20 protein-coding genes and 1 pseudogene are annotated in these 22,726 nt (G+C 50.8%); 4 read left to right on the top strand and 17 right to left on the bottom strand.

Translation table 11 applies throughout. The features are described 5' to 3' along the window. Positions 1-16 precede the first annotated feature (16 nt). The 6 genes from TW89_RS11920 to rpmE form a co-directional block, all read right to left on the bottom strand. Complete coding sequence (locus tag TW89_RS11920; RefSeq protein WP_283114292.1) at positions 17-316, bottom strand: CFI-box-CTERM domain-containing protein; 300 nt, start codon at positions 314-316, stop codon at positions 17-19. Between the two features lie 14 nt (positions 317-330). Further along, positions 331-612: a cold shock domain-containing protein gene (locus tag TW89_RS11925; protein WP_283114294.1), complete on the bottom strand. Its 282-nt coding sequence runs from the start codon at positions 610-612 to the stop codon at positions 331-333. A gap of 47 nt (positions 613-659) precedes the next feature. Then, positions 660-1,460 carry an ABC transporter ATP-binding protein gene (locus TW89_RS02400; protein WP_049350936.1) on the bottom strand — a complete coding sequence of 267 codons (801 nt, stop codon included), beginning with the start codon at positions 1,458-1,460 and terminating at the stop codon, positions 660-662. A 222-nt stretch (positions 1,461-1,682) separates the two neighbouring features. Then, entirely contained in the window at positions 1,683-2,570 is an 888-nt protein-coding gene (locus tag TW89_RS02405) for a hypothetical protein (protein ID WP_283114305.1), read from the bottom strand. Between the two features lie 148 nt (positions 2,571-2,718). Further along, the gene (locus TW89_RS02410; protein WP_128580437.1) at positions 2,719-4,377 is read right to left on the bottom strand and encodes an ArnT family glycosyltransferase; all 1,659 of its coding nucleotides are present in this window, start codon (positions 4,375-4,377) and stop codon (positions 2,719-2,721) included. 235 nt (positions 4,378-4,612) lie between these two features. Continuing rightward, complete coding sequence (gene rpmE / locus TW89_RS02415) at positions 4,613-4,828, bottom strand: 50S ribosomal protein L31 (RefSeq protein ID WP_003681847.1); 216 nt, start codon at positions 4,826-4,828, stop codon at positions 4,613-4,615. A 281-nt stretch (positions 4,829-5,109) separates the two neighbouring features. Here rpmE and TW89_RS02420 point away from each other — a divergent pair, with 281 nt between their 5' ends. Continuing rightward, positions 5,110-5,643 (top strand): acyltransferase, encoded by a 534-nt coding sequence (locus TW89_RS02420; RefSeq protein ID WP_128580438.1) that lies wholly within the window; start codon positions 5,110-5,112, stop codon positions 5,641-5,643. 68 nt (positions 5,644-5,711) lie between these two features. Here the strand turns inward: TW89_RS02420 and TW89_RS02425 are convergent, their stop codons facing one another. The 9 genes and pseudogenes from TW89_RS02425 to TW89_RS02465 form a co-directional block, all read right to left on the bottom strand. Beyond that, positions 5,712-6,167: a four-helix bundle copper-binding protein gene (locus TW89_RS02425; RefSeq protein WP_128580439.1), complete on the bottom strand. Its 456-nt coding sequence runs from the start codon at positions 6,165-6,167 to the stop codon at positions 5,712-5,714. Positions 6,168-6,317: 150 nt separating this feature from the next. Continuing rightward, positions 6,318-7,535, bottom strand: a complete 1,218-nt coding sequence (locus TW89_RS02430) for an MFS transporter (protein ID WP_128580440.1) — start codon at positions 7,533-7,535, stop codon at positions 6,318-6,320. A gap of 301 nt (positions 7,536-7,836) precedes the next feature. Then, positions 7,837-8,265 (bottom strand): hypothetical protein, encoded by a 429-nt coding sequence (locus TW89_RS02435; protein WP_049332858.1) that lies wholly within the window; start codon positions 8,263-8,265, stop codon positions 7,837-7,839. A gap of 8 nt (positions 8,266-8,273) precedes the next feature. Next, positions 8,274-8,789: an outer membrane protein assembly factor BamE gene (locus TW89_RS02440; RefSeq protein ID WP_070587953.1), complete on the bottom strand. Its 516-nt coding sequence runs from the start codon at positions 8,787-8,789 to the stop codon at positions 8,274-8,276. Positions 8,790-9,248: 459 nt separating this feature from the next. Further along, positions 9,249-9,887: an MBL fold metallo-hydrolase gene (locus TW89_RS02445; RefSeq protein WP_128580441.1), complete on the bottom strand. Its 639-nt coding sequence runs from the start codon at positions 9,885-9,887 to the stop codon at positions 9,249-9,251. A 65-nt stretch (positions 9,888-9,952) separates the two neighbouring features. Next, positions 9,953-10,470 (bottom strand): annotated as a pseudogene (locus tag TW89_RS02450) (DUF4189 domain-containing protein). A gap of 56 nt (positions 10,471-10,526) precedes the next feature. Continuing rightward, positions 10,527-11,177 carry an HAD-IA family hydrolase gene (locus TW89_RS02455; RefSeq protein WP_128580442.1) on the bottom strand — a complete coding sequence of 217 codons (651 nt, stop codon included), beginning with the start codon at positions 11,175-11,177 and terminating at the stop codon, positions 10,527-10,529. Between the two features lie 87 nt (positions 11,178-11,264). Further along, entirely contained in the window at positions 11,265-11,756 is a 492-nt protein-coding gene (locus tag TW89_RS02460) for an SHOCT domain-containing protein (protein ID WP_070826668.1), read from the bottom strand. A gap of 39 nt (positions 11,757-11,795) precedes the next feature. Beyond that, positions 11,796-12,782: an RluA family pseudouridine synthase gene (locus TW89_RS02465; RefSeq protein ID WP_128580443.1), complete on the bottom strand. Its 987-nt coding sequence runs from the start codon at positions 12,780-12,782 to the stop codon at positions 11,796-11,798. Positions 12,783-13,296: 514 nt separating this feature from the next. Between TW89_RS02465 and TW89_RS02470 the strand changes: the two genes are divergently transcribed. After that, entirely contained in the window at positions 13,297-16,191 is a 2,895-nt protein-coding gene (locus TW89_RS02470; protein ID WP_128580444.1) for an Rne/Rng family ribonuclease, read from the top strand. Between the two features lie 243 nt (positions 16,192-16,434). Here the strand turns inward: TW89_RS02470 and mscL are convergent, their stop codons facing one another. Then, a complete protein-coding gene (gene mscL / locus TW89_RS02475) occupies positions 16,435-16,878 on the bottom strand; it encodes a large conductance mechanosensitive channel protein MscL (RefSeq protein ID WP_049323121.1) in 444 nt (147 codons plus the stop codon). Between the two features lie 449 nt (positions 16,879-17,327). Continuing rightward, positions 17,328-18,116 carry an enoyl-ACP reductase FabI gene (gene fabI, locus TW89_RS02485; protein ID WP_003748060.1) on the bottom strand — a complete coding sequence of 263 codons (789 nt, stop codon included), beginning with the start codon at positions 18,114-18,116 and terminating at the stop codon, positions 17,328-17,330. 208 nt (positions 18,117-18,324) lie between these two features. Between fabI and ppk1 the strand changes: the two genes are divergently transcribed. Together ppk1 and TW89_RS02500 are read left to right on the top strand one after the other, a co-directional pair. Beyond that, the gene (ppk1, locus tag TW89_RS02495; protein WP_070461136.1) at positions 18,325-20,382 is read left to right on the top strand and encodes a polyphosphate kinase 1; all 2,058 of its coding nucleotides are present in this window, start codon (positions 18,325-18,327) and stop codon (positions 20,380-20,382) included. Between the two features lie 102 nt (positions 20,383-20,484). Beyond that, the gene (locus TW89_RS02500) at positions 20,485-22,500 is read left to right on the top strand and encodes a prolyl oligopeptidase family serine peptidase (protein ID WP_128580445.1); all 2,016 of its coding nucleotides are present in this window, start codon (positions 20,485-20,487) and stop codon (positions 22,498-22,500) included. The last annotated feature ends 226 nt before the right edge of the window (positions 22,501-22,726 follow it).

Raw genomic sequence — 22,726 nt, forward strand, 5'->3', positions numbered from 1 at the left:
AAAGGTGGAGAGGAGTTTAGATTTTACCACCATAATATGCCGCTAATTTATTTAGGCATTTGCGAACACAGGCTGATGTTTTAGGCATATTTTTTAGTTTTTCCGCAATAGGTGGTGAAACTTTATAATATGCCTTTACCAAAACCTTACCTAAAGTATTGGTTAAAAGAGTTTCATCACGGAAGCGGCGTAAGGCAATAACTTCTTCGGCGAATGAGTCTCCATAAACTGCTGTAGCAATAAAGCAATTGCTAAAATTTTTATAGACACTGCCACAGTAGGGACAAATAGAATGGCTAATACTGCCTTTACGCATAATAATCCGTGGAGTCATTTTTTGTTGCAAGTGTAGCAATTTACCCTTGGATCGTTTTCGTCACGTTTAGCTTGTTTCTCAGCCGCTCTTTTTTCCGATGCTTTTTCAGTAATAACGACAGTACCTGCAACCGGTCCTCGTTTGCTTGTACGTGCTTCAAAAGTAACGGCATCGCCGTTATGTGGCAACTCTGCCCCTTGAATATGTTTTACTGTGAAATAGTATTCTTTTCCTTCTTCAGAAACGATATATCCGTATCCTTTACTTTCAGAAAACCATTTAACTTTGCCGTTCATAATGAGCCTTTAAGGTTTAGGTTGAGTGATAACAGGTCGTCTGAAAACTACCCAAGCAAGTCTTGTTTTAAAGTCGTTTGCGCCGGATAGCGGTATGCGACGGGGCCATCTGCCAAACCGCCGACAAACTGGCGTACCCAAGGCGAGTCGAGTTCGCGCATTTCTTCGGGCGAGCCGGAGAACATGATTTTGCCGTGTGCCAGGAAAATGACTTGATCGACAATTTCCAGCGATTTTTCGATGTCATGCGTTACCATCACGCTGGTTGAGCGCAGGGCTTTGTTGGCACGACTGATGAGGTGGGCGATAACGCCCAACGAAATCGGGTCGAGGCCGGTGAAAGGCTCGTCATACAACATGATTTCAGGGTCGAGCGCAATCGTACGCGCGAGGGCGACACGGCGCGACATACCGCCGGAAAGCTCGGAAGGCATCAGGTTTTCAACACCACGCAAACCGACTGCATTCAGTTTCAACACCACCAAATCGCGGATGACCGCTTCGGGCAAATCTGTCAGCTCGCGCATGGGGAAAGCGATGTTGTCGAAGACGGATAAGTCGGTGAACAATGCGCCGTGTTGGAACAAAACGCCCATGCGGCGGCGGTGTTCGTACAGCTCCTGCGCCGAAAATGCGGCCAAATCTCGCCCTTCAATCAGCACTTTGCCCGATTGCGGGTGAATTTGACCCGTAATCAGGCGCATCAGCGTGGTTTTACCGCTGCCCGAACCACCCATTACGGCGGCGAAATTGCCTTGTGGAATGCTGAAGTTGATGTTGTTCAGAATAGGACGGTCGCCATATGCGAAGGCAACGTCTTTCATTTCGATGAAGGGTGTGGAACTCATGCAGGAGAGGGGTGTCGAAAAATGTATTTTAATTACGGGTATTGTAAAGGGTATTGGATATTCGGGCAATTTTCAGACGGCCTGCGCGTAGGAATAACGGGTAAAAACGTGTGAAAGAATGCAGAAGCGTTGGTAGCACGGTCGTTTTGTCGCGTGTTGTGTCAAACATACAGACAGCTGTGTAGGTATATAAAGAGGCGGGCAAATATGCCCGCCTTGTTTTTAATATTTCTGCAAACCTTCTACCTTGATTTCTTTGGCATTGGCATTGATGAAGGCTTGAGTCGCTTTCATCGTGGCTTGGATGCGCGGATTGTTCCAACGCACGATTTGGTTGTTTTCATCGCGCTTGTCTGACCAGATAATCACGCCGTCGGTGTATTTTTTGCTGATTTCGAGCATTTTGCGCCAGCGGACGGGGTCGATGAACTGTTTGAAATAAGGGCTGTTGGTGGCCGAATAATATTGTGGCCAGATGTAGCCGATGATTTTTTTGTTGGGAAAGCGTTGATGGATGTCGTCAACGGCGGTTTTCACGTCTTTTTCCCATTGCACCAAATCGGGGGAAGTGATGTAAAACACAGGATTGGCATAGTCGCTGATGGCTGCGGTGGGCGCACGGCGTTTGCTGACTTGCCGCCATTTGGCCAAGATGGTTTCGTTGTCAACGTTGGGGCGGTAGTGGCGGATGCCGTGCAGGTGTTCGGAAGGCATGCCGTAGTTGCTGATGACGGCGCGCGGGTTTTCTTCTCTGAAGATTTGGTACATCCGCGCGAAGTCGGTTTTCAATTCATCGGGTGTCAGCAGTTGGCCGTCTTTTTCGGCAAACCAGCTTTCGATGTCGGTAGAAATGGTGCGGTAGCCTTCGCGGCACGATTGTTTGGCCAATTCGCGGATACGCTCTTCGTTGAGTACGCCGTGTTTGCGTTTGCCCGTCGGATCGGGTTTGACCAGCTCGCTTTCGTAAACCAAGAACACTTTGGAGAGTTTGTCGGCGGTCAGGTCGGGTTTGCCGACGTAGTCCATGCGGTCGTAGATGATGAAATCTTTGGCATGGGCGGAGAGGGCGGTCAATAAGAGGACGAGGGGCAAAAGGCGGTTGGGCTTCATATTTTTAGGCAGATAAGGGAAAAGGGCCATTGTACGGGAAGCGGTGTTAAAGTGAGTCAAAGGCCGTCTGAAAGTATAAAAGTTCTTTCAGACGGCCTTTTATTTGAATGTAGCAGGAATATTCAGCTTTATGGCTAGTGTCACGGATTTATTGCGCTGCAGTTTTTTCCAGTAATAGGAAAGTCTCGGCTTTGTTGCGCGGTCTTGCGCCTTGCCACAAGGTTTGCCAGCCCGAAGGTGCGCCGACATTGGCGGCTTGGCGGATGAGGCGGTAGCGGCAGGACGGGTTGTCGGTCGTGGTTTTAATATGGCTGTATTGTGTCCACGCGATGCGTGTGCGCTGGTCTTGGCCGTCGATGCTGATACATTCGAGGCCGTCTGAAAGTTTCTGTTTCAATTCGGAAGAAAGAGCAGCTTCCATTTGGTGAACCACCGGCGCATGGCTTTTGGCGGCGTTGAGCCACGGTAAAAACAGGGTCATCAGCAAAGCCCAAGCCAAGGTAACGCCGGCCGCCCAGTTGGTTACGGCTTGGCGGCCGCGGATGTTTTTACGCGTAATCGCCCAAAGCCACAACGGGGTAAACAGCAGGGCGACGGCCATCGGAATCGGGTCGATGTCGGGGATGTAATACGGGCTGAAATAGGCGGCACGTTCGGCCAGTTTGGCAGGCCAGCCGTAGTTCATGGCGAAGAAGCCCAGCCACAGGAAGACGGCAATCAAACCGAATGCCATGATGCCGAACCAGTTGATAAATGCCGCTGCACCGCGACGCAGGCCGTCCAGTTGTGCCGCACCGAGCAGGGCGAGCGGTGGCAACAGCCAAACGAGGTTGTCTTGCAGGCGTTGAGGGTTGATGGCGAGCAGGGCTGTCATGATAACCAGCCACGACAGGCTCAGAATGCCCCAGTTTTTATCGTGGATACGCGTGCGGCTGAGCGTCCATGCCGCCAGCGGCCAAGCAGGCAGGGTAAACCACAGCAGGTTTTTCAGATAATAGGGCAGGTTGAAGGCCGTCTGAATCTGATGGAAACCGCCGAATACGCCTAAGGAATAATGGTTGAACCAAACCTCAAACCATTCGGGATTGGTTTTGGATAAAACCAGCGGATACAAAATCAGCAGGGGCAGGGAAACGACGATGGCGCCAATCAGGGTCAGCAGATAGCGTTTGCTTTGCCAAGTAGAATGGAACGACAGGGCAAGTGCCAAAAACATCATGGCCACAGTCAGCAGGTAGCCTGAGGAGAGGGAGAGTAAAACCCAGCCGCCGCACAACAGCAAAATGGCAATAATGACGCGGCGGCGTGCCAGTGAAAAGCCGCACAGAATCAATCCAAACGCGGCAAAAGCGGCCGACATGGGATTGAGGAAGTGGGCGATGGGCAGCAAACCGATGCTGCCGATAAGGATTAAGACAACGCTGCGGCCGTGGTGTCTGCCGAGAAAGTTGAAGCCGGCAAAACCGCAGGCGGTCAGTCCGATGGCGGTAAATACCACGCCGGCAAAACGCGCGGCATCATAGGCATCGGCAGCCCAAGGAGAAAACAGGGTTTGGAATGCGGTTGCCGCCCACAAAAAAGCAGGGGAGATGGTAAAGTCGGGTTGACCGAAGATTTGTGCAATCAGCAGGCTGCCGCCGTTTTTCATGGACTCGGAGGCGGTAAAGAGGGAGGGTTCGGCAGGGTTCCACAAGTCATGCGAGAACACGCCCGGCCACAGCCAGGCAAAGGCCATCAGCAGCAGAAGCCATGGTTTTTCATGGGTTTTTTGGGGGCGGCGCGGATCGGGCGGTGTGTAAGTCAGCATGGAAGGTCAAAAAACGGTTGGTTTGAATAGCAATGGTACAGGGTTTGACGGGTTTGTGCGATATGCCGGACCGGGGAGCTTTGTAAAATAATGCTTACGGCTCGTTTTTATCGGGTGTTTGGAATGATATGGCATTCGGTTGACGACAAAAAGCTCAGGCCGTCTGAAAGAAATGTTTCAGACGGCCTGAATGCAAAAAAGACTGCACGAAGCAGTCTTTTTGACAAAGCGGCAATTAGCGTTTGAACAGGTTGCCGAATTTGTTGTTGAATTTGTCCACACGACCGGTAGTGTCGACGATTTTTTGAGTACCGGTGTAGAAAGGGTGGCACAGAGAGCAAACCTCAACGTTGAAGCTGTCTTTTTCCATTGCGGATTTGGTCACGAATTTGTTGCCGCAAGAGCAGGTAACGTTGATTTCGTGGTAGTTCGGGTGAATACCTTGTTTCATTTGATTTCCTTTCGATTAAGCGGGCACAGGGGTTTTGCCTGTACTTCAGTTAAGCGTGGGATTTTCGCTATTTTTGGCTGTTTCGTCAAGCGGATATTTTGCGTAGCGGGCAGTTTCGCAACAGGCGAGAACAGTTTAGAATAGAGTTTCAAACCAAATGTTGTGTAATCGGGCTGTAATCTAACTGAAAAGAGGATGTAAAACCTCTTCTAGATGTGAAACTTTAAGAAGAATAATAGTCTGAATAATATTTACGCTTGTACGAACAGGAGACGGAATCAATGTGGAAAAGGATATTGACGTGCATTTTGCGTGTTTGGGGAGGAATGTTGCCTCCGTCTTATTGCAAACCATTCGGCAGAATTGCGCAAAAATTCCGCGCTGCTTTGGCTGCGTGCATTTCCCCTAACATCGGCAAAAACGTCAATATTGAAAAAGGCGGATATGTTTTTCCAGATACGGTAATCGGCGACAATTCGGGTATCGGCGTCAATTGCGAAATCTGCCGCGGTTTAACCCTTGGCAAGAACGTGATGATGGGGCCGGAATGCCTGTTTTATTCGACCAACCACAAATTCAACCCTGAAACCCGCCGCTTTGAAGGTTATACAGACATCAGCCCGATTGTGATTGAAGACGATGTTTGGATCGGCCGGCGTGCGATTATCATGGGCGGCGTTACCATCGGCAGGGGCGCGGTAATCGGCGCAGGTTCGGTGGTTACCAAAGATGTGCCGCCTTATTGCGTGGCTGCGGGTAACCCTGCGATTGTTCGGAAAAAACTGCTGGATGAGCAAGAGCTTGCAGCCGAATAGCGTAAACAAAATAGCAAAATAAAAGGCCGTCTGAATTTCAGACGGCCTTTTTTCAATTTCAATAGTGCTTAAGCGGCAATTTTTTCGCATTCTTTAATGCAAGCCAAGCAAGATTCGTAGCAGGCTTTGCATTCAGCGTGGTGGCCGGCGTGTTCTTTGCAGGCGGCAGCACATTGTTTGCAGGCTTCGATGCACACTTTTGCCAAAGACGGGGTCAGGCGTGAATTTTGGGCAGCGAGGTTTTGCAAGGTGCCGCACAGTGCCAACATTTGGTTAACGCCGGCTGCGCAGTCTTTCATGGAGGTATCGCCTTCGCTCAACAGGGCAATGCAGTGTGCCAAACAGATTTGACCGGCTTCAACGCAATGTGCGGCTGCTTTGCGCGCAGCTTCGTAGGCGCGCGGTGCAGAATGCGCGTGACCAGCATGACCGGCATGGTGTGCATGGTCGTGAGCGCGGGCGAAAGAAGCGGCGGCGGTGAGGGAAACAGCAGCAGCGCTGCCGATAAATTGACGACGGTTCATAAGATAGAGTCCTTTTTGCTTTATAGAAATATTGGACGAATTATTTCATCCGTTATTAAAAGGTTATCATGTTATTCGTTTTTAAACAACAGGCCGTCTGAAGGTATCGATAACACGTTCAGACGGCCTTAAAATGTCAAGGTTTTCGCGTCAGGCGGCAGCCGCTTTCCGTTCATGAATCAGTAAATTCAACAGGGCGGCCGCGCCTGCCAAGACTGCGTCGGCGTACCACATCCAGCCGTAATCGTTGAAGCGCGTGATGACGATGCCGCCGATGTACGAACCCAAAAAGCCGCCAATTTGGTGGCTCAACATGGTCAACCCGAAGAGGGTGGCCAAGTAGCGCGTGCCGAAAAGTTTGCCGGTAATGGCGGCGGTGGGGGCGACGGTTGCCAGCCAAGTGAAACCGAGTCCGGCGGCGAAAAGATAGAAGTTTAAATCGGTTTTAGGTGCGGCCAGATAAATCAATATCATGGCGACACGCGAAGCATATAAACCGAAGAGGACGTATTTGCCCAAAAATCTGCCGGTACACCAGCCTGAAAAAATACAGCCGGCGATGTTTGCCAAACCAATAATGGCAATGGAGGTCGAAGCGACCGTAGCGGGGAGGCCGCAAAGTGAAATTTCGGTTGGCAGGTGGGTAACCAAAAAGGCGATGTGGAAACCGCAGGTAAAGAAACCCAAATGCAGCAAGATATAGCTGCGGTTGGCGAAAGCCTTGCAGACGGCCTGCTTCAGGGTTTGGCCGCCGTTGTCGGTATGGACGGTGTGAGAAGCATGTTTGCCGCCGGCCAGCCACCAAGAAATCGGCAAAATCAAGATGGCAATGACTGCCCAAACATAAAATGTCCCCGTCCAGCCGACGTGGGGGAAGGCAATCAAACCTTGAACCAGCGGCGCGAACAAAAATTGCCCTGCGGACCCGCCTGCATTGACCAGGCCGGAAGCCAAGCCACGCCGATGAGGCGGCGTTTTGGCGGCGACCTGTCCCATAATGATGGAAAATCCGCCCGAACCCGTACCAAATGCCAACAATAAACCGATACCCAGCATCAGCCCCCAATAAGTCGGCATTTGCGGAACCATCAGACAGGCGGCAATCAACAGAACCGTACCGCCGGCTAAAACCTTAAACGCGCCGAAACGGTCGGCCAACGCGCCGGACAAGGGTTGCGATATGCCCCACATCAATTGGAAAACGGCAATAATCAGGCTGAACTGGGTCATGCTCAATTCGGTCGAGTTGACGACGGGCAGGACAAAAAGCCCTAAAGTCATCCTCATGCCGATGGTAATCAGTAGGATAGAGGCGGCAGCGGCAATCAGCAGCCACAAATTGGGTAATTTGGCAGAAGAATCGGTCATGATGTTTGTGTGTAAGGGGGGCAGGGAATAAAAGCTATTCCTGCCACTATATTATTTATTTGATTTCTCGGCGAGCCGATATATAAACGCGCGATTCTAGCATTGGGCGGGAAACGGCATAAATAACCGTTGGTTCTTTGGATATGGTAAAAAGTGATATGGCTTGAGGATGAATTGAGAATGAAACGGTCAAATATTCTTCGTTTGGTACTGACAGAGCAAGCAAATTGCTGTTGAATTTTCGTTTGAGAAGAAAGGCCGTCTGAAAAGTTTCAGACGGCCTTTGTTTGACTGACTTACATCAGATGATTTCTAGAATGAAATACTGACGCAGTTTTTCGTACACATTATTTTGTACGTTGATACAACCATTGGTTATGATGCGGTCGGCCACATGAGGAGAAGCGATGCGTTCCATGCGTCTTTCCTGCGGCTTGAGCGTCCATACCCGGTGTAACGCAAACAGAAAGTCATTTTCTTCTTTGAAGCCGATAACCTCGCCACCGTAACCCGGTTTGCTGGTCATCATCGGCGTCATATTGAATTTGCCTTTCGGCGTGGTCTTGCCAATCAGTACCGGATGGCACTGACCGTCATCGGCAAAGCAAAGCTCAGCCTTAGCTGTATTGACCACAACTTTTTTGCGTTGGATATAGTCGCTGACAGCATCGGCAGCGGCCAAAGAGTTCAGGCCTGCTGCCAAGGCTATACCTAATAGGATCCGTTTCAAATTTGTCCTTATTGACGGATGCGTTGAGGAGCTTCTTTAATGATCTCGCGGATGATCACTTGAGGCTCTTGTTTAGGTGTAGGTGCTGGAGGAGGACATACGGCATCTTTAGGGAATACTGGATTCCAGAAGAAGCTGCGTGCAAATTTGTCTTTGTCGAAGATCACTTTGTATTGGCAAGTAGTGATGCCTTCAACGCCGGAAGTGTTTTCAGGGTCAACACCTACGCCTGGGGTGTAGAAGTGGAACAGGTAGTCCCATTCACGCACGCCAACCATGCCTTCGTCGTAGTGAGGACGGCCGAGGATTTTGTAGATGTCGTCTTTGGTCAGGCCAGGACGCATTTGATCCAGCTCGTCAAAAGTCGGGAATGTACCGCGGTCTTTGTTGAAGGTCAGGGAGTAAGGTTTAGGGAAGCGTGGCTCGTCTGTAGTGCCTTCAGGAGTGATTTTGCTCTTAGTAGCACAGGCGGCCAGCAGGCCGGTAGCCAGCAGGACGAAGCCCACTTTTGCGATTTTTTTCATTTGATAATCCTTTTATTGATTTTACCAGCCGAACTTTTCAGACGGCCTGTTAGTGCCGGCAGCGAGTTTGCCGGTTTACCCAAATAATGTTGTGCTTCTTAAAGATGTACCCGACGGTTTGACAAATAGAACATCGGCACATTCCGGCAGGGCATTGCGCCTCATCTCCGTTGTATCCGCCTGAATCGGCAGAACCGTTCAGACGGCCTGACTGACATTTATTGTCACTTTGTAACAATTTCACTGCGAGTAAGGCTTGGGGTTTAGAGATGTCCGGTTTTCGATAAATCAGGTTGTATTGCGTAATACCTTGTTATCTTTGTGCTTTAGTTCATTTTGGCATTTGCCGGAGATTAGGTACTTAATCTTTCGGGTGTTATCCCTGCAAATTGTATGCCAGTTTTCCTTTATACGCATAATCTGTGTATGCCAGAATGTTGGCTTTATACAACATTCATATTAACGAACTAGAAACGAATTGTACCTTTTCTCATGCCCGATACTGGTCATGCGGCCGTGTCCGGCTATCACTTGCGTGGTTTCGGGCAGGGTTAATAGTTTAGCGCAGATATTGTTTATGAGGTCATCATGATTGCCGCGCGGAAAATCTGTGCGACCAACGGTCTCATAAAATAAAACATCGCCTGCGACTAAAAGACCGTTTTCGGCGTTGTAAAAAACGACTTGGCCGGGAGTGTGGCCGGGAATGTGGAGGACTTGGAAGCTATGGTTGCCGACTTTGAGCGTTTCCCCTTCTTCCAGCCAGTGTGTCGGCGTGAATGACGGAGAAACAGGGAAGCCGTATTGCGCCGTTGTTTGCGGAAGGGCTTGGAGCAGGAATTCGTCGTCTTTGTGCGGGCCGAGAACAGGTACGTCGCAGGTTTTCAAAAGCTCAACCACGCCGCCTGCGTGGTCAAGATGGCCGTGGGTCAGCCAAATGGCGGTCAGCTTGAGGCCTTTGTTTTGGACTTGTTGCAATAAATAAGGGACGTCGCCGCCTACATCGGTCAAAACGGCTTCTTTTGTTTCGTCATCCCAAATCAGCGTGCAGTTTTGACGGAAGGGGGTAACGGCGTTGATTTCAAATTGGAGTGCCATGGGTGTTCCTAGGAAATGCTTATTTATTTAATGTTTGTTTACGTTTCGGACGGTCTTTGGTCTAATTAGAATTTAGGCATTGAGCAGGCTTCATTTACAACAATTTTGCATTGTGTAAGCCCATATTTTTGACATTTTTCTAAAGCTTCTGCTTCAGAAAAGCCTGGAGAAGTTGCCCCAAAAAAATATCTCCATGATTCACCATCTTTTCCTTGAGCAACAGCGATACAGCCATTCCTAACCCAAACCAAAACTTTACACGGTTTATTTTTCCACCTTGTTCACAGGTTTCAATAGCTTGTTTTTTAGCAGCTGAAAGTGAATCCATATCAAGTGCGCCAGCAGCAATGCCAGTTTTAACATTCATTGCCCATGCCCCGTATTTTGAGGGGACAGTAATGGTAACAATTTCCTTAGTCCGTCTTTGTTGGTGTTGACCAGAGGAACTGCAGTTAGGATTGTAGCCATACCCACACAATGCCGAATTGTTTTGCAATGCACCTCTAGTTACATCATAAGTAGGGTTGGCAACGCAGACATTAAGGCCTGCCAGCCCTAATAACACAAAAAGCATTTTTTTCATTTCAAGTCCAAATTTGTTAGTTATCTAAATCTTTGTCAGTTGATGCACGCCATCATTTATAAGGTTTCCAATACATCAGGCAATTCGGCCAAGCTGTTGAGCATGGCGACATGGGGCATGGAGGAAAGCTGTTTGGCAGTATGTGCGCCGGTGGTAACTGCGATGGCGCGGATTTTGGCATTGGCGGCCATTTCTAGGTCGTGGGTGGTGTCGCCGACGACGACGGCATCTTCCGGATCAACACCCAGTCGGTCGCAGAGGGCGAGTACCATATCGGGCGCGGGTTTGGACGGATATTCGCTAGCGCAGGCGGTTTCCAGCCAAAAGTTTTGGGTGTCGGTTTGTGCGATGGCTTTGTCCAAGCCGCTTCGGCCTTTGCCGGTCGCTACTGCAAGCCAATAGCCTTGTTGTTTCAAGCGTTGCAGGCAGGGCAAGGCTTCGGGGAACAGGGTCATGTTGCGGTTGTTGGGATTGAGATAGTGCGCGGCATAGGTCTCAATCAGGGTTTCCTGAACGTGTTCGCTGACGTTGTGGGCAAGGCGGCGGATGATGCCGGAGAGGCTGTATCCGATGAGTGGGCGGATTTGGTCGGCTTCGGGAACAGGCAGGCCGCAATCGGCAAAGCTTTGCTGAAAGGTGTGGATAATGGGGTTGGTGGTGTCGGCAAGCGTGCCGTCCCAGTCGAAAATAATGAGTTTGGGTTTCATGGTTTTCCTTTCAGACGTCCTTGAATAACTTATTATTTTAAAAGTGTATTTTGATGTAGCTGAATTCACCAAAATACACGAATAGAACTATGGGTTACTTAATATTTTAACTTTTTCTTGATTGAATTCTTGTTCGGAAAGAATACCTTGATCTAATAATTTCTTTAAATTTACTAATTGATCATATTTTTTGTTGTTGCTTGAATTATCAATATCTACTTGTTTTGTCTCTGTGCAGATAAAAATAATTTCAATCCTAGGCCAATTCCCTAAGATGTGAGGAGGAGTAGATGCTCTTTCTCTAATTGCTTTCATACTTTTATTTTTTTGTTTGCAGAAAGCCTGTGCTCTTTTTTCAGCACTGTGTCTCACAGCAGTTGAAGGAGTAAATCCTGATGCTCCTTGGTGGAATATGCGATATTCTTGTTCATTATTTTCATTAACATCTAAAATAGTTTCTTTGCCTTTGTAAATGATTGCTGTATCAAAACCCGAGTTTCCCTTTTCAACGATTTGGATTCCCGATGCAGTTGTACAACCAGCTAAAATTAATGCTAATAGAAGATAAAATTTAGACATGACGTTTCCTTATTTTGGGTTAAGTAAATCTATTTGATTTCAGACGGCCTTTTCCTGATTTTCCAACATTACAACGAATTGCGCCAATTCTTGCGGCAGGGGGGCTTTCAGGATCAGTTTTTCGCCGGTCAGCGGATGGGCGAGATGCAGCTCGGAAGCGTGCAGGAACATTCTTTTCAAACCGAGTTTCTGCAGGCGTTTGTTGGCCTGATAGTCGCCGTAGCGTTCGTCGCCGGCAATGGGGCAGTCTTGCGATTGCAGGTGGACGCGGATTTGGTGGGTGCGGCCGGTTTTCAGGGTGGCTTCGACAAAGGTCAGGTCGGAGAGGCCGACTTGGTGCAAAAGGCCGTCTGAAAAACGGTTTAACACGCGGAAGATGGTGTGGGCGGATTGGCCGTCTTCGCTGACGCGCACCATTTTTTCGCCTTGTGCGCCGGTGTATTTGAACAGGGGGAGCTTGACGTGGAAGCGGTCGTTCGGCAGCCTGCCGACACCCAGCGCGAGATAGATTTTTTTTGGATGGTCGTTGCGGATGGCTTCGTGCAGTTTCACCAAGGCGCTGCGTTTTTTGGCTATCATCAAAAGGCCGCTGGTGTCTTTGTCGAGGCGGTGGACGAGTTCGAGATAACGCGCTTCGGGACGGGCGCGGCGGATTTGTTCGATGACGCCGAAGCTCACGCCGCTGCCGCCGTGAACGGCAATGCCGGACGGTTTGTTGATGACCAAAAGCGCATCGTCTTCGTAAATGATGTCAAATTCGCGCGCAGGCGCGGCCTGGCTTTCAGACGGCCTTTGTTTTTCGGCGATGCGTATCGGCGGAATGCGGACGGTATCGCCTGCCTGAATACGGTTGTCGGGTTTGCAGCGTTTTTTGTTCAGCCGCACTTCGCCGGCGCGGATGATGCGGTGGATATGGCTTTTCGGGACGCCTTTGAGGATTTTTATCAGATAGTTATCAAGGCGTTGGCCTTCCTCGTGTTCGGCAACGGCAATCAGGCTGACTGAATCTTTGCGTATTGCGTGCATTTTCTCTATAATCCCAAACGTCCGTTTCAGGACTTGAACCTGCCGTCGCAGGCCGTCTGAAACGGATTTATTGTTAAAACGAGATTTTATATTAAAAACGCACTCCGCAAAGCATTTCCTTGTGTTTGTTCAAAGCCGGCAAACGCAATCCCGTAATTAAGTTTGAATTGAACCTGCCGTCCGGCCGGGCGTAAGACGCAGTCTGCGCAGCACCGTCCGAAATTACCGGCGCTACGATAATAAGAAGATGTAGGCTGCCTTATTTTGTCCGAAGCATCAGCATTCGGACGGCAGCGGAACCATCAACCTTTCCGCCGCATTGTTCTTTATTTCCTTCTTTATCCGAATCCGTCCGCACATGGCTTGAGCTCAAGCATGCAACCTTGCGGATTTCAAATCAAATACTGGTTACACGGGGATTTTCCCATCTTGCCTTTGAAGAGTGCCAACCGGACAGACAGGCCGTCTGAAAAAGATATTCACAAATCAAACGGCCGCTGTTCACGAGGTGACTATGAAAAGAATGTTATTCAACGCAACGCAGGCCGAAGAGCTGCGCGTTGCCATTGTCGATGGCCAAAACCTTTTGGACTTGGATATCGAAACGCTGGGCAAAGAACAGCGTAAAGGCAATATTTACAAAGGTATCATTACCCGCATCGAGCCGTCGCTGGAAGCGTGTTTCGTCGATTACGGAACCGACCGCCACGGCTTTTTGCCGTTTAAGGAAGTATCGCGTTCATATTTCCGCGACTACGAAGGCGGCAGGGCGCGTATTCAGGACGTGCTCAAAGAGGGCATGGAAGTTATCGTCCAAGTCGAAAAAGACGAGCGCGGCAACAAAGGTGCGGCACTGACCACTTTCATTAGTCTGGCCGGCCGCTATCTGGTATTGATGCCGAACAACCCGCGCGGCGGCGGCGTATCCCGCCGTATCGAAGGCGAGGAGCGTCAAGAGTTGAAAGCCGCCATGGCCGAACTCGACATTCCGAACGGCATGAGCATTATTGCTCGCACAGCCGGCATCGGCCGCAGCGCGGAAGAGTTGGAATGGGACTTGAACTACCTCAAGCAACTCTGGCAAGCCATTGAAGAAGCAGGCAAAGCGCATCATGACCCTTACCTGCTCTTTATGGAAAGCTCGCTGCTGATTCGTGCGATTCGCGACTATTTCCGTCCCGACATCGGCGAGATTCTGGTGGATAATCAAGAAGTTTACGACCAAGTTGCCGAGTTCATGAGCTACGTGATGCCGAGCAATGTAGGCCGTCTGAAACTCTATCAAGACCACACGCCGCTGTTCTCCCGTTTCCAAATCGAACACCAAATCGAAAGTGCGTTCTCACGCAGCGTCAGCCTGCCTTCCGGTGGCGCGATTGTGATCGACCACACCGAAGCCCTGGTTTCCATCGACGTCAACTCTGCGCGTGCCACACGCGGCTCGGATATTGAAGACACCGCGTTCAAAACCAATATGGAGGCTGCCGAAGAGGTTGCCCGTCAAATGCGCCTGCGCGACTTGGGCGGTTTGGTCGTGATCGACTTCATCGACATGGAAAATCCGAAACACCAACGCGATGTTGAAAACGTACTGCGCGACGCGCTCAAAAAAGACCGTGCCCGCGTGCAAATGGGCAAACTTTCGCGTTTCGGTCTTTTGGAATTGAGCCGCCAACGTTTGAAACCGGCTCTGGGCGAAAGCAGCCATGTTGCGTGTCCGCGCTGTGCCGGTACCGGCGTCATCCGCGGCATCGAATCCACCGCCCTACACGTGTTGCGTATCATTCAAGAAGAAGCAATGAAAGACAACACCGGCGAAGTACACGCACAAGTGCCTGTCGATGTTGCTACCTTCCTGTTGAACGAAAAACGCGCCGAGCTGTTTGCGATGGAAGAGCGTTTGGATGTGAATGTCGTCCTGATTCCAAACATCCACTTGGAAAATCCGCACTACGAAATCAACCGCATCCGTATCGATGACGTAGAAGAAGATGGCGAACCGAGCTACAAACGCGTTGCTGAGCCGGAAGAAGACGAATCCGCCAAACCTTTCGGTAGCGAGAAAGCCAAAGCTTCCCGTCCTGAGCCAGCTGTCAAAGGCGTGCGCCATACCCAGCCTGCGCCGACTGTCGCCCCTGAGAAAAAAGCCTCTTGGTGGGACAGCTTCAAAGCTTGGTTGAAACGCATTTTCGGCGGCGAGCCTGCACCTGCCGCAGTTGCTCAAGAGCCTGCCGAAAAACGCACTACAACCAACCGCAACCAAAACAGCAACCGCCGTTCAAACAGCCGCCGTCAAAATCCACGCCGCAACAACAAAAACGACGGCAGCAAAGTTGAAGTGCGCGAAGTGAATGCCGAAGTTGCCGACAGCAAGTTTGAAGAAAGCAAATCAAGCGAAAGCCGTAACGACGAGCGTAAAGACACCCGCCGCAACCGCAATCGTAACAACAACCGCCGCGATGATCGCAATAACGAGCGCAACCGTGTTGAGGAAGTGGTTGAAGACGTAAACGTTCAAGAAGTGGCTGCACTGGCTGAGATGCCGTCTGAAAACCAAGCGGAACAAAACGGCAATAAACGCCGCCGCAACAACAGTCGTAACGAGCGCAACCGTCATCAACCTGCGGAAAACCGTGTTGAGGACGTGAACGTTCAAGCCGATGGCGAACAGGCGCAAGTTGAAGCGGACGACAACGCCCGCAGCGAAGAAGGTGCGAAAAACAACGGCCGTCAAGGACGTGAGCGCAATAACCGTCAGCGTAACAACCGCAACGACCGCCGTTCTAACAGCAAAAAACGCAATATTCCGTCTTCGGCAAAAATCGAGCAATACCTGAACATTACCGATACCGCCGACAAAGTCCTCTTTGCCGTAGCGCATGTTTTGGGTTTGAACGAAACGGTTGAAGCCGCAAATACGACATTGTCTTCTGAAAGCGATCAAGCCGAGCCACTGGTGATTGTGGTATCCGAGCCTGAAGTTGCCAGCGCAGAGCCATTCGTATTTGCGATTGAAAGCGAAGACGAACCTGCCGTCGCGCAAACTGAAAGCGCCGATGCCGAGCAAGCCCTGCTGACTTCTGCAGTCAACAACGTCAAAGAAGCCATTTCCGCGGTATTGTCTCCGAATGAAACAGTCGTTGCAGAAGTCGCAGAACCGGTTGAAACAGCAACTGAAACTGTGGCAACGCAAACTGAGGCCGTAGCTGAAACAGCGCCTGTTGCCGCTGTTTTGCCGGAAGGTTTGGGCGATTTGATCTTCGTTGAAACCGATCCGCAAGCCGTTGCCGCTTTTGCCGCGCAGCCACAACCTGAACCTGTTGCTAAAACACGCCGTTCGGATGTGCCTAAAGTAGAAGTGGAAGATGTAGCAGTCGAAATGATTTTGGTGGAAACACGCAAAGACTAAGATTGGTTTTCTAGTTCAAAGCCCGATGTTGAATGCATCGGGCTTTTTTATTAGCAAGGAGTTGCGCTGCTCATTTGAGGGTTGCTTCATGGTTAAAAAAGCAGAATAACTTGCTGAGAAAGGGAAGGGCGTAATTCTTTCAGCGGGAAGGACTTAAAGGTTATACCAGATTAGTATGAGAAAAGGCCGTCTGAAATGGTTTCAGACGGCCTTGGTTTGTGTGTGTATGTTTGGGTATTATGATTATTTTTTGTTCAGAGAGTCACGGATTTCGCGCAACAACAGAACTTCTTCGCTAGGCTCTGCTGGTGCTTCTTCAGCAGGAGCGTCGGTTTTTTTCAAGGAGTTGATGGCTTTAACCACGCAGAAGATGGCAGCGGCAACGATCAGGAAGCTGATTACAGTGTTGATGAACAGACCGATGTTCAGGGTAACGGCACCGGCTGCTTGAGCGGCTGCCAGGTTGGCGTAACCTTCAGCAGGAGCGGCTTGTGCGCCGTCTTTCAGGGTAATGAACAGGTTGGAGAAATCAACGCCGCCGATCAGCAGACCGATAGGAGGCATGATTACATCGTCAACCAATGATTTGACGATGCCGCTGAATGCTGTACCGACAACCATACCGACTGCGAGGTCGACAACGTTGCCACGCATAATAAATTCTTTAAATTCTGAAGCGATTGACATAATTAATCTCCTGTATGTGTTTGAGTCAAAATCAGATGTAGTTCAATAAAACGGCAGGCATATTAACGCTTTATCGGTTAAGAAAAATTCATTAATGTTAAATTTTGTATTTTATGCTAAAAATGCCCGGCTTCTATGCCTTCTGTATGAAAAAACAGGCCGTCTAAATTTTTTTTGTTACTTTTTTGCACCACTTTTTATCAGCGGCTAAGTATCAGATAACATGAATGTTATCTTTAGAATCAATGCTCTATCGGAATTTCAAATTGAGATAGAATGATAATATAATAATGTTAAAAACATAATCATTGAAATCCTGTAAAGGTAATGTTTCGTATCCGTATTTGACTTTCAGACGGCCTTTTTTATCATGCAGTTATTAAAGCCATAATGTAATGGCCATAAAAAACGCACTTTCATCATGAAAGTGCGTTTGGTGTGTAAACCGTTTAGTTCTCTTCGTCGTTCAGCGCATTGATGCTGTAACCGCCGTCAACGTAGGTAATCTCGCCGGTGATGCCGGAAGCGAGGTCGGACAGCAGGAAGGCGGCTGTGTTGCCGACTTCTTCGGTGGTAACGTTGCGGCCCAGTGGGTTGTGGGAAGCGACGTGGCCTAAGAGTTTGCTGAGATCGGCGATGCCGGAAGCGGCCAGAGTTTTGATCGGGCCTGCAGAGATGCCGTTGCAGCGGATGCCTTCTTTACCCAGACAGGCGGCAGTGAAGCGGATGCCGGCTTCGAGGCTGGCTTTGGCCATGCCCATAACGTTGTAGTTAGGAATGGCACGAACGGCGCCCAAGTAGCTCAGGGCAACGATTGCGGCGTTGCGGCCCTGCATCATCGGACGGGCGGCTTTTGCCAGCGCAGGCAGGCTGTATGCGGAGATTTCGTGAGCGGTGTTGAACGCTTCGCGGCTGATGCTGTCGAGGAAGTCGCCGCTCAAAGCTTCTTTAGGTGCGAAGCCGATGGAGTGAACGAGGCCGTCTAAGCCGTCCCAGTGTTTGCCCAAGTCAACGAAAACTTGGTTGATTTCGTCGTCGCTGGCAACGTCGCAGCGGAACACGAGTTCGGAGCCGAGTTCGGCAGCCATTTTACGGACGCGCTCTTCCAGTTTGTCGACAACATAAGTGAATGCCAATTCCGCGCCTTGTTCGCGGCAGGCTTTGGCGATGCCGTAAGCGATGGAACGCTCGGAGATCATGCCGGTAATCAGAATTTTTTTGCCTTGCAAAAAGCCCATTTTCTTATCCTTTAGCAGTGGTATTGCGGTTGCATTAAACTGCGCATTATAGCAAAAACCGCTGTTTCGGCATAGAAAAAAACGGATAACCCTTTGTCTTGCCTCAAATAGGGATAAGGTTTTCTGCCAAGGCCGTCTGAAACCTGACGGAACGGCGGCAAAACGTTATACTTTATAGTCTTAATGACCGATGTTTCAGGAGTGAACCATGCCCGAGCAAAACCGCATTCTTTGCCGAGAACTCAGCCTGTTGGCGTTTAATCGCCGTGTACTGGCTCAGGCGCAGGATACGAAAGTTCCCTTGTTGGAACGTTTGCGTTTCCTGTGCATCGTGTCTTCCAATTTGGACGAATTTTTTGAAGTGCGCATGGCGTGGTTGAAACGCGAAAACAAACTGCGTCCGCATCAACTGCTCGACAACGGAAAAACCGCAGCCGAAACCATCGAAGCGGTGGCGAAAGAGGCGCAGGCTCTGATCCGCGAGCAGTACGATCTGTTTAACAAAGTATTGCAGCCTGCACTCGGCCGCGCCGGCATTCATTTCTATCGCCGTCACAAATGGACGGCTGCGCAGAAAAAATGGATCGAAAACTATTTCGACAACGAGCTGTTGCCCATTCTTACCCCCATCGGCCTTGATCCGTCACACCCGTTCCCGCGCCCGTTAAACAAATCGCTCAACTTTGCCGTCGAACTCGAAGGCACGGATGCGTTCGGCCGTCCGTCCGGAATGGCGATTGTTCAGGCGCCGCGCATTTTGCCGCGCGTCGTCCCCATGCCGTCTGAAATTTGCGGCGGTGATGCAGGCTTTGTGTTCTTGTCTTCGATTTTGCACGCCCATGTCGGCAAACTCTTTCCCGGCATGAAGGTTAAAGACTGCCATCAGTTCCGCCTCACGCGCGACAGCGATTTGACGGTCGATGAAGAAGATTTGAAAAACCTGCGTGCCGCGATTCAAAACGAGTTGCACGACCGCGAATACGGCGACGGCGTGCGCTTGGAAGTAGCGGACACTTGTCCGGCGCATATTCACGACTTCTTGCTTGCCCAGTTCAAGCTAACTTCTGCCGAGCTGTATCAGGTCAAAGGGCCGGTCAATTTGGTGCGCCTCAATGCCGTCCCCGATTTGGTGGACAGGCCGGATTTGAAGTTTCCGCCGCGCAATGCAGGCCGTCTGAAAGCCTTGCGTAAAAATGGCTCCGTATTCAAACTGGTCAAACAGTCGCCGATTTTGCTGCACCACCCGTATCAGTCTTTCGATCCGGTTGTCCAAATGATACGCGAGGCCGCTGCCGATCCGGATGTGTTGGCCGTCAAAATGACCATTTATCGTACCGGCAGCAATTCCGAGCTTGTGCGCGCATTGATGAAGGCCGCACTAGCGGGCAAGCAGGTTACCGTCGTCGTCGAACTGATGGCGCGTTTTGACGAAGCCAACAACGTCAACTGGGCGAAACAGCTGGAAGAGGCAGGCGCGCACGTCGTGTACGGCGTATTCGGCTACAAAGTTCATGCCAAAATGGCTTTGGTTATCCGTCGCGAAGACGGCGTGCTCAAGCGTTATGCCCACCTCGGTACCGGCAACTACCACCAAGGCACATCGCGCATCTACACCGACTTCGGCATCATCACCGCCGACGATCAGATTACTGCCGATGTGAACACTTTGTTTATGGAAATCACAGGTTTGGGCAAACCGGGCCGTCTGAACAAGCTCTATCAAAGCCCGTTTACCCTGCACAAAATGGTCATCGACCGCATCAAGCAGGAAACCGAACACGCCAAAGCAGGCAAACCGGCGCGGATTACCGCCAAGATGAACTCCCTCATCGAGCCGAGCGTGATTGATGCGCTGTATCAAGCTAGCACGGCAGGCGTGCAAATCGACCTGATTGTGCGCGGTATGTGTACTTTGCGCCCGGGTGTAAAAGGCTTGTCCGAAAACATCCGCGTCCGCTCCATTATCGGCCGCCAACTCGAACACTCGCGCGTGTATTGCTTCCATAATAACGGCGCAGACGATACCTTTATCTCCAGCGCCGACTGGATGGGTCGCAACTTCTTCCGCCGCATTGAAGTTGCCACGCCGATTACCACGCCCGAACTCAAAGAACGCGTGATCCGTGAAGGTTTGGAAATGGCTTTGGAAGACAATACCCAGGCTTGGCTGATGCAGCCTGACGGCAGCTATGTCCGCACCCAGCCGCAAGACGGCGAGCCTGCGTTTGGTTTGCAGGAAGGTTTGTGGAAAATATACGGACGTTAAGTTGGATAATGTCTCAGGCCGTCTGAAACGCAGGTTTCAGACGGCCTTTTTTGATTTTGCCGTTATAATTCCGTTTCCCAATCTTTCAGACGGCCTTTTCCTATGAAATCTTACCCCGATTCCTATCTCCATTTTGAAAACCTCGAATCTCCCGAAACGCAAGATTTTGCCGCCGCGGCGCATGCCGAAACGCGCAAGCGTTTTTTAGAAAACGACAAGGCGCGCGAATTGTCTGACGGCATTTTGGCGCAGTTGCAGGACACGCGGCAGATTCCGTTTTGTCAGGAACACCGCGCGCGGATGTACCATTTCCATCAGGACGCGGAATATCCGAAGGGCGTGTACCGCGTATGTACAGCGGCGACGTACCGTTCCGGCTATCCTGAGTGGAAAATCCTGTTTTCAGTGGCGGATTTCGACGAGTTGCTCGGCGACGATGTATATCTAGGCGGCGTGTCGCACTTGGTGGAAAAGCCCAACCGCGCGTTGTTAACACTGAGCAAATCGGGCGGCGATACGGCGTACACGCTGGAAGTGGATTTGGAAGCAGGGGAATTGGTAGAGGGCGGTTTTCACTTTCCGGCAGGCAAAAACCATGTGTCGTGGCGCGATGAAAACAGCGTGTGGGTGTGTCCGGCTTGGGACGAACGCCAGTTGACCGAATCGGGCTATCCGCGCGAAGTGTGGCTGGTGGAACGCGGTAAGAGTTTCGAGGAAAGCCTGCCGGTGTATCAAATTGCCGAAGACGGGATGATGGTGAACGCGTGGCGTTATCTCGATCCGCAAGGTTCGCCGATTGATTTGATTGAAGCATCGGACGGTTTTTACACCAAAACCTATTTGCAAGTGTCGGCCGAAGGCGAGGCGAAACCGTTAAACCTGCCCAACGATTGCGACGTGGTGGGCTATTTGGCCGGACATCTTTTGCTGACGTTGCGTAAAGACTGGAACCGCGCGAACCAAAGCTATCCGAGCGGCGCATTGGTGGCGGTAAAGCTGAATCGGGGTGAACTCGGCGCGGCGCAGCTTTTGTTTGCACCCGATGAAACGCAGGCATTGGAAAGCGTGGAAACGACCAAGCGTTTTGTCGTAGCGAGCCTGCTGGAAAACGTACAAGGCCGTCTGAAAGCATGGCGCTTTACCGATGGCAAATGGCAGGAAGCCGAGTTGCCGCGCCTGCCTTCGGGTGCGTTGGAAATGACCGACCAGCCTTGGGGCGGCGACGTGGTTTACCTTGCCGCCAGCGATTTCACCACGCCGCTGACGCTGTTTGCATTGGATTTGAACGTGATGGAACTGACCGTCATGCGCCGTCAGCCGCAGCAGTTTGATTCAGACGGCATCAACGTGCAGCAGTTTTGGACGACTTCGGCCGACGGCGAGCGCATTCCTTATTTCCACGTCGGCAAAAACGCCACGCCCGACACGCCGACCTTAGTCTATGCCTACGGCGGTTTCGGTATTCCCGAATTGCCGCATTATTTGGGTAGCGTCGGCAAATATTGGCTGGAAGAGGGCAATGCCTTTGTGTTGGCGAACATCCGCGGCGGCGGCGAATTCGGCCCGCGTTGGCATCAGGCGGCGCAGGGAATCAGCAAACATAAAAGCGTTGATGATTTGCTTGCCGTCGTGCGCGATTTGTCCGAACGCGGCATGAGTTCGCCCAAACACATCGGTTTGCAGGGCGGCAGCAATGGCGGCCTGATTACCGCTGCCGCCTTCGTGCGCGAGCCGCAAAGTATCGGCGCGCTGGTGTGCGAAGTGCCGCTGACCGACATGATCCGTTATCCGCTGCTGTCCGCCGGTTCAAGCTGGACGGACGAATACGGCAATCCGCAGAAATACGAAGTCTGCAAACGCTGGCTGGGCGAATTGTCGCCGTATCACAATCTTTCAGACGGCATCGATTATCCGCCTGCGCTCATTACCACCAGCCTTAGCGACGATCGCGTCCATCCCGCCCACGCGCTCAAGTTCTACGCCAAACTGCGCGAAACCTCGCCGCAATCTTGGCTCTACTCACCTGACGGCGGCGGCCATACCGGCAACGGCACGCAACGCGAATCCGCCGACGAACTTGCCTGCGTGTTGCTGTTTTTAAAAGAATTTTTGGGGTAGAAGCAAGCAGCAAGACTGACCGTTTTGTAAAGTTGAGAAACAAAATACTCTTGTTTCGGCAAGTGAAAAGAAGGCCGTCTGAAAAACGAATATTAAAGTTTTTCAGACGGCCTGAGACCTTTGCAAAATAGCCCTTTCCTCAACAGCCGAAGCCCAAAACAGGATTTCGGCTGTTTTCGTTTCAAATATCCACCGATTCTACTCAAATATCCCCTTAATCTCCCTT

It is taken from the genome of Neisseria flavescens, from assembly GCF_001618065.1.
Lineage (GTDB): Bacteria > Pseudomonadota > Gammaproteobacteria > Burkholderiales > Neisseriaceae > Neisseria > Neisseria flavescens_A.